The organism is Enterobacter cloacae complex sp. IR5458 (genome assembly GCF_049238025.1).
Taxonomy (GTDB): domain Bacteria; phylum Pseudomonadota; class Gammaproteobacteria; order Enterobacterales; family Enterobacteriaceae; genus Enterobacter; species Enterobacter kobei.
The window spans coordinates 1-8,297 of sequence record NZ_JBMKIF010000072.1 but is presented as its reverse complement, the minus strand read 5'-3'; the positions used below and the strand labels follow the sequence as shown (position 1 = coordinate 8,297).

The window sequence follows — 8,297 nt, the reverse complement described above, 5'->3', positions numbered from 1 at the left end:
AAAAGCAGACTTGACCTGATAGTTTGGCTGTGAGCAATTATGTGCTTAGTGCATCTAACTTTGTTTGGCTATTTGCATTCTAGGGTTGGAATTCATCCATTCTAACCCTTGATTCTTAGTCGGAAAAAAAGCTGCTTCTGGTTGGATTTTTCTGTTTTTCACCACCCAGCGAAAATCTAACATTGGTTGGATTCTCAGACGCGCCATCTCTCGCGTTAATCCAACTCTCCACCTTCTGCCTGCTTCAACAATGTCGGAATGTGCGGTCCATACTCGACCTTGCCTCGTCCTGCTCGAATACCACTGCCAACCTTGCGGGCTTCTTTGGAGTACAACGTCTTTGCACGGATGATCTCATAGCTATAACCCCGACCTAACCGATTGGACATCTTGATCAAGCCGTTGAGCCCTTCTGTATAGCCATTGGTGATTGAGAACGGCGCATCCCAGTAGGCAAAGATGTCGTCGTAATGGTTGTGTACCGTTTTTACCAGTGTTTTGAAAGGCTCCATGCCATAAAGTGGAAGGCTGTTCTCCCAAGCCTCAAAGGCGTTCTGAGCGCTCTGCTTGTCGGGTTCGTCGTAGATGCAGAAGAAGGCTTCCTTGAAGTCATAGGCCATGGCAAGTGCTGGGATCGCCTGCTTTACAACCTCCAGCGCCTTTTGCTCTGCGGGTGTCAAGTTGCCGGGTCGCTTCAGGGTGAGCCAGCGAATCGACTTTTTGACGTAAATGCGATCTTCTTTGCTTAACTGTGCCTGATAGTTCTTGCGCTCCACTTCCAAGGCTTCAGAAGCCATCTTGACGACATGGAACTTGTCGATCACCAGTTTGGCGTTGGGCAGATACTGAGCAAAGGAACGCTTGAAGGGTCGCCACATATCCGTACAGACCCATTCCACCTTGTCAGCATCCGGCAAATCCTTGAAGAAGGGCTTCAAATGCTCTTGAGTTCGATGCTCCAACATATCAAAGACGTTGTTGGTTGCCAGATTGGTGATTACACAGCGATACCCTCCGGCCAGGTTCACTTCGTCAATGCCCATGATGACTGGGGTTTCGTAACGAACGGTTTGGGAGAGTTCCTCAATGAGATCGTGAGCGATGTTCTTGACGGTGTTCACCGCCACACCGGTTTGCTCAGCTAAAGCATGGAAGGTGGTTCCCAGGCACTGTTGCCGAATAACATCGACCAGCCGTTTGGTGGCTCGGCGTTTGTCATCCAGAAAACTCAACTCCGGCATGGACATTTTTCCGCACGACTCACAGCGAAAGCGCGGGCGCTGAACTTCAAGGCGGACGGGCTCCATGTACAACGGCGTGTCCATGAACTTGTTTTTGCGCGTACCGTGTCTGTGCATAGGGATGTTGCAGTCCCCACATAACGGCACCTCGACCGTTACCGGCTCAGCGACTATCACAAGGCACTTGCCTTCGTGGCGCATATCGACCGGCTTGATGCCTGGCAGATTCAGCAGGTCAAGCATCTGCTTAATCCATACCCAGATCGATGTCTTTGCCTTCGCGTAGCAGGTCATACACCATATCAACCAATGCGGTCATGCCCTGACGGTCAGACTTGAGCACCTGGGTTGCCAGCTTCTGATGACTGGACAAAGCACGAACAACAGCTTGCTGCACAGCACCGGGGAGGTTGCCTTTCATAGCCTGCTCACGGGTGTTGCTTTCCACCTGAGCCATGACGACATCGCTTTCACCGGTAATCGCTGAAATCTGATTAACGAAAGCCACCTGATCCTGGATCGGCGTCGCCTCACCAAACAGGCTGTTGAGCCTCTCGATAATCTCTTTGACGAATTTCGGCTTGTCGCCTGCCGCTCCACCACCGCCTGCACCTGCTGGTTGCAATACCGGGGTTTTGCCTTCTTCTTCTACGTCATCGGGTCGAGCATTGATGTCAAAGCCAGTAAGCACCAGGCCTGTCAAGTCCACGGTTTCCGGTGCTTCGTGCTGAAGGCGCTTTTGCAGCAGCTTGGCGAAAGCGGCAAAGTTCTCCAACTCCGGGTCGCCAAAATCAATCAGTTGGGCGATATAGGAATAGGTACGGCAGAAGCGCCCCAGGTCCGACTTGAAGCCCATCAGCGCCTTGATTTGCTCGGCATACTCATCCTGGTGGTGATCGGCAGACTTCATGCCCGCCTCATCACCCCTGGCGCGGGCCTTCTCAAACGCTGCTTCCCAGGTTGCCATGCCATCGCGCAACATTTTCATCTTGTCGTTATACAAGGCCGTCGCTCCAGCTGTAGCGGTATACAGCGCCTTGTGCTGTGGCGATTTAGTATGGGTGATGTCACGTATGGTCTTGAAGCGGGCTTCTTTGAACGCGGCCAAGTCCTTCTCGTCGTACAGGCCGTGCTCGTCCAGTCGCTCCTTGATCTCGTAGACCACATTGAGGTCTTGCACTTCGCTGATGTGAGCGCCTTTGTCATAGGTGGCAAAGGCCTTGCGCACGTTCTCTGGATCGTTCACGAAGTCGATGATAAAGACTTCATCCTTCCCAGGTGCCGTCCGGTTCAGGCGGGCGAAGGTCTGCACAATCTCCACATGGTTGGCGATTTTCTTGTCCACATACATGGCGACCAGTTTGGGCTGGTCAAAGCCAGTCTGGAACTTGTCGGCCACCAACATCACCCGGTATTCCGGGCGGTCAAAGGCAAAGCGCAAATCCTGCCCGTGGACATCCGGGTTCATGCTCTGCTCGGTGAACTCCTCGTTCTCATCGACGATAAACACATCATCCTTGAACTCGCTGTCATCCTGGTGCATCACCTGCTTACCGGTCATCTTGCCGGAGAAGGCCACCAGTGAATGAATAAAGCCGTACTCGCTGTGCTGCTCGATATAGCGGTCAAACGCCTTCTTGTAGCGAATGGCAGCGGCACGGGAGCTGGTCACTACCATCGCCTTGGCCTTGCCATCCAGCCGGTGGGCGACGTTTTTGGTGAAGTGCTCAACGATAAACTGTACCTTCTGGGTCACATTGGTGGGATGCAATGACATCCACTGTGCCAGGGCGCGTTTGGCGGCCTTGCCGCTTACCCGCTTGCTGTCTTCAAGCTGCTTGGAAAGGTTGAAGGCCGTTTTGTAGGGCACATAGCCGTTCAACACATCGAGAATGAATTTCTCCTCAATGGCCTGGCGCATGGTGTACAGGTGGAAGGCTTGCGGCGGGTTATCGTCCGAGATCGGTTGGCTTGGATCTGTCGGGCGACCAAACAGCATCAAAGTGGAGTGCTTGGGCGTGCCGGTAAAGGCGAAGTAGCTGATATTGTCCGGGCGGGCGCGAGACTTTTGCAGTTGCTCCAGTAGTTCATCCACCGTCATGGTGGACATTTTGCCTTGTCCGCTCATCCCCAGCGCGGCTTGCAGCTTAGCGGCGGTAGAGCCAGTCTGCGAGTTATGCGCCTCATCAATGATCACAGCAAAGTTTTTCCCTTTCAGGGCCTTGTCAGTGATGATGGCTTCCATCGCGTAGGGGAAGGTCTGGATCGTTACTACCACAATCGGCGTGCCAGACAACAAGGCATCCGAGAGCTGCTTGCTCTTGGACTTGGATGACTTCTGCCGGTCAATGGCGGCGATCACCCCAAACTGATGGTCAATCTGCTTCACCGCGTCCTGGAGCTGGCCGTCCAGCACATTACGGTCGGTGACAATGATCACGCTGTTAAATACCGCGTCGCCGTTATCTTCGCGCAGTTTCACCAAGTCATGGGCCGTCCAGGAAATGGTGCTGGTCTTGCCGGAACCGGCGCTGTGGTCACACAGGTAGGTCATGCCTGCGCCATTTTCGCGGGCATCGGCCAGCATCTGGTTCACTGCCGTCCATTGGTGAAAGCGCGGGAAAATCAGGGTTTCTTTCTTCGACCAGTTGCCCTGAATATCCACCACGTCCTTTTTCTCGACGTAGACAAAGCTATGGAAAATCCGCAGCCAGGCATCCGGCTGGCAGACCGCCTCCCAGAAGTAGGCTACCGGGTATTCCTGGGTACCATCGGCCTTAATCTCACCTGGCGGGTTACCCGCATGTACAGTGCCGCTTTCGTCATTGCGCCCCTTATTGAACGGCAGGAAAAAGGTGCTTTCTCCATCCAGCTTGGTCGCCATCATGATTTCAGAGTCGGACATGGCGAAATGTACCACTGCCCCACGCTTGAAGGTCAGCAATGGCTCCCGGCGTTTGGTCTGGGCGTCATACGGCAGGCGATCATTGCGGTACTGATCCATGGCCGCTTCGCAGGACTGGGTGAAGTCGGTCTTCAGTTCGACGGTTGCCACCGGCAGACCGTTGATAAACAGCACCAGATCAATGGCAAATTCACGGGCCGGGTGATACTTCAGCTCCGGCACCACGCGCAGTATATTGGCCTGGTAGCGCTCAATGACTGCTGCATTGCGCTTGTCTTCCGGTGCGGCCTCGGTCATCTCGATCAGGCCGCAACCGGCAATGGAAAAGCCCTGGCGCAACACCTGCATGGTGCCTTGTTTCTCCAGTGCTTTATCCAAGCGATCCATCAGCACTTCAAGGGTTTTGGCCCCGTTGAGCCGTTCCAGCTTGTCCCATTTTTCCTGCTGGCCGCTGGTTTTGATCCAGCTTTCCAGGTCTTCGGGATACACCGCCCGCTCGGTGTTGTAGAACTTGGAATCACCCAGCTTCCAGCCCTGATCTACCAACCGGTCGATGATGTATTGCTGGAAGTATTTTTCCTGATGTGCTGCTGATTGCATTTATTGTTTTCCTCGCAAATCAATCTGGCCGGTGACAGCGGCGGTGATAAAGGCGGCGCGGCGTTCTTTGAGCAGGGTGATACTTTGTTCCGACTTGCTAATCAGAGCATCAATGCGGGCGGTTTCAAGGTCGAGGGTGGCTAGAATGGCATCTTGCTCCTTCAGATCTGGAAGAGGTAGACGAGTGTTCGCTACATATTCATGCTCTAAGCTTTCAACAGTAGCTCCTTCTTTTGCCCATATCCCAAGCAACGAGCGGTTAAGACCCTGTACCCACCGAAGTATAAACCGGGGTCTAACCCTAGTTTCATCAAGGCTCAATGCTTTCATGTCCTGATTTAAGCTAACAGGAACATTATTGATCCCAACCGGTATCGTGTGACGAAGAATACCTGATCGAGCAACCAGCAACACCGCTCCCGAGTCAATCAGTTTCGTGGCACTATTTTCCAGTCCTTTGGTAGTTATATGATCTATAGAATCGGTAATCACCTCATGTTTCATATCCTTTGGAGAGACCCAAGGGATGCAGCCGTTCCAATAGTCTGGATTTTCTTTTGATGGCGTACCACCACCAGAGAATGCAGCAACATGCTTTAGTTTTGTCGCCTCCCAGTGCTCCGGCACCTGCCCAATCCACTCAATGCCGGAATCCTTCATCTTGGCGTTGCGGTCTAGTCCCTTGGTGACAGCATGGGTAATCAGCCCCTGCCGCTTTTCCTTCAGTAGCTCGACAAAGCGGTTTTTCTTCTCGATAAGCGCATCAATACGGGCGGTTTCGCGGTCGAGGGTGGCCGCGATGGTGGCTTGTTCGTCAGTGTCGGGAAGCCCGATAGTAAATGACTCAAACAGATCCGTTGGAACTCGCTTTAAGCCTCCAGTGCCTCTCATCTCAGATTTGGCAATTGTTCTGAACTGCTCTTCTTGCAGACGGTAGTAAAGAAACCGGTTATGTCCCTTTCCATTTACCCGAAGAACATTGATTTCAGTAGAGCCAAACCCAATGCCGTTAACCAGACCATTGGCTATCGCTATGTTTCCATTCTCGAAGCAAGGCGTTACCTTGGCGATCAGAATATCGCCATCGCAGAAATAGCTATATCCACCATACACTTCATGAATAGGACGAGTTTCATCAAGTGTTACAGCATTGGTTCTCAGCTTTTCCATAGGGAGAAATGTGCAAAGAGAATCCTTTTCCTCGCTTAAGGTCGATTTCCTGGGATTCAAGGCGGAAATTCGCTTAATCTGCGCAATCTTCCAATGCTCCGGCACCTGCCCAATCCACTCAATGCCGGAATCCTTATACGCGGGATATGCTCTGTACTGGCTCATTCGCTGGCCACCTCCGCCAGTAGCGCGGCAATCTCGGCTTCTACCTGCTTCAGGTCTTCATCAATATCATGCAGCTTGCGCGGCGGCTGGTACTGGTAGAAGAAGCGGTTGAAGTTGATCTCGTAGCCAACGCGGCCCAATTGACCATCCCTGGCATCGGTAAAGCTCTCATCCAGCCAAGCATCCGGCACATGAGGAAGCACTTCGCGGGCAAAGTAGTCGTCGATGTCATCCAGATAGGGGACGTTCTCGTAATCAGTCAAATCTGTGTCTGGCACCAGCTCGCCGTTGGAATCCGTGACTGGCTCGGCTTTCGGGTCTTTGTGACCAAAGGCGCTGATTAGGGCGGTGATCAATGTCTTGTTGGATTTGACCTTGAGCTGCTTTGCTTCATCGGACTTGATCGAGTCCCTAACAAAGGTTTCTGCCCAGCTATAGGGCTGCGTTTGCCCGATCAGCGGCTTGAGGGCTTCACGCCAGAATGTCTGATGCGCATCAGAGAGCTTTTCCCAGGCAGCTTCGGCTTCCAACCGATCCATGCCCACCTTATCCAGCTCCAGGGTCATGCGCAGCGGGCGCAGGACCTTGATACGGCGGTAGCCAAAGGTACGGTAGTCAAGCATCCGGGAAAGCGCTCCGGTTTCGCCTGTGGCGTAGATGTCCAGAATCTGGCGGCGCTGCTCATCGCTGACAATACGGCGCTTGTTGCCCTCGTTGCGGATTGAAGTCCAAAGGTCGGTGGCGTTGATCAACTGCACCTTGCCTTTGCGCTCCTGCGGCTTCTTGTTGGACAGAATCCACAGGTAGGTGGCGATATTGGTGCGGAAGAACAGATCCGTTGGCAGAGCTACAATGGCTTCAATCAGGTCGTCTTCCAGCAACCAACGGCGTATTTCCGATTCGCCAGACGCGGCACCGCCGTTAAACAGTGGCGAACCCGACAGCACGATAGCGGCGCGGCCACCGCCGTTGATCGGCAGTTCTAGCTTGCTCGCCAGGTGCATCAAAAACAGCATGGAGCCATCGCTAATTTTCGGCAGGCCCGGCCCAAAACGGCCCAACTCACCTTTTTTGTGTTCTGCTTCGACGGCGGTTTTGTCCTTCTCCCATTTCTTGCCGAAAGGCGGATTGGACAGGCAGTAGTGGAAACGCTCACCGGCAAACTGGTCGTTGGACAGCGTGCTGCCCTGACGAATGTTCTTCGACAGATCTCGGCCTGGGTCGGACTCCAAACGGCGGATCAGCATACCGGCTACACAAACCGCATGGGTTTCCGGCTCCAACTCCTGCCCGTGCGGCACCAGCACTGGCGGGATCTTGTCGCGGTTACCGTAGTCACCCACATGGTTCATGGCATCGGTGAGGAAGCCACCCGTGCCACAGGTCGGGTCATACAGAGTACGAATCAAACCGGGGCTGGCCTCAAACAGGGCATCATCCGGGTCAAGTAGCAATGCGGTCGCTAGGTGAACGATGTCGCGCGGCGTCATGAAGTCCTCGGCCCCTTCATTGACCTCGGCACCAAAGCGGCGAATTAGGTGTTCGTAGATGTTACTCATCACCCGATCCGGAACCACGTCCGGGTGCAGATCGATCTTGGCGAAGTTCTGGCAAATCTTGTACAGCAAGCCCGCTTTCTCCAGCCGGATCACCGTATTGCCAAACTCAAACTCCTCGAAGATAGCGCGGGCATTATCCGAAAACAGGGCGATGTAGTCTTCCAGATTGCGGCGCGTCTTGGTGCTACCCAAGGTGCCGAGGGAGTATTCAGAGGTGTTGTAGAAGGGGTATTCAGCGGTTGAGCGCAGAATGGTATCCAGCTCGACATCGGCATCCTTGAAAGCGTCATGCGCTTCTCTCACCGCCTCGCGGGTCGGCTCCAGCGCACACTCCAGGCGGCGCAGCAAGGTAAACGGCAAAATGATCTTGCCAAAGTCCGTATGCTTGAAGTCCCCCCAAAGGTCTTCCGCATTCTTCCAAATAAAGTCAGCCTGTGAAGCTGCCGATCCCGTAAATTCGCTCATTCTGGACTCCAACCACTTTTTGCACAGAACGGTACTGGAGTCAATCTGCGAATGTCAACCAGATTTTGCACAAAAGGGGATGGATTTAAATTCTTGGCTAAATTTGCGATCCTACCTCAGAATGCAAATAGCCCTTTGTTTTAGGGCGACTGCCCTGCTGCGTAACATCGTTGCTGCTCCATAACATCAAAC

Annotated in this window: 4 protein-coding genes; all 4 read right to left on the bottom strand. The window is 53.5% G+C overall.

The annotated features are described in order from the left end of the window. Positions 1-215: 215 nt before the first annotated feature. From ACOTYN_RS25275 to ACOTYN_RS25260, 4 genes are read right to left on the bottom strand one after another with little or no spacing between them, the layout of a single operon-like run. Positions 216-1,484: an ISL3-like element ISKpn25 family transposase gene (locus tag ACOTYN_RS25275; protein ID WP_009653618.1), complete on the bottom strand. Its 1,269-nt coding sequence runs from the start codon at positions 1,482-1,484 to the stop codon at positions 216-218. A 4-nt stretch (positions 1,485-1,488) separates the two neighbouring features. Then, positions 1,489-4,746 (bottom strand): type I restriction endonuclease subunit R, encoded by a 3,258-nt coding sequence (locus ACOTYN_RS25270; RefSeq protein WP_009653619.1) that lies wholly within the window; start codon positions 4,744-4,746, stop codon positions 1,489-1,491. Next, positions 4,747-6,081: a restriction endonuclease subunit S gene (locus ACOTYN_RS25265; RefSeq protein WP_009653617.1), complete on the bottom strand. Its 1,335-nt coding sequence runs from the start codon at positions 6,079-6,081 to the stop codon at positions 4,747-4,749. It lies immediately after the preceding gene. Next, positions 6,078-8,105: a type I restriction-modification system subunit M gene (locus tag ACOTYN_RS25260; RefSeq protein ID WP_009653620.1), complete on the bottom strand. Its 2,028-nt coding sequence runs from the start codon at positions 8,103-8,105 to the stop codon at positions 6,078-6,080. The genes ACOTYN_RS25265 and ACOTYN_RS25260 overlap by 4 nt, the downstream gene beginning before the upstream one ends. Positions 8,106-8,297 lie beyond the last annotated feature (192 nt).

What these genes read in the sequence shown, in the direction of transcription:
- ACOTYN_RS25270 (WP_009653619.1), bottom strand. Translation starts at nt 4,746, where the DNA reads ATGCAATCAGCAGCACATCAGGAAAAATACTTCCAGCAATACATCATC.
- ACOTYN_RS25275 (WP_009653618.1), bottom strand. Translation starts at nt 1,484, where the DNA reads ATGCTTGACCTGCTGAATCTGCCAGGCATCAAGCCGGTCGATATGCGC.
- ACOTYN_RS25265 (WP_009653617.1), bottom strand. Translation starts at nt 6,081, where the DNA reads ATGAGCCAGTACAGAGCATATCCCGCGTATAAGGATTCCGGCATTGAG.
- ACOTYN_RS25260 (WP_009653620.1), bottom strand. Translation starts at nt 8,105, where the DNA reads ATGAGCGAATTTACGGGATCGGCAGCTTCACAGGCTGACTTTATTTGG.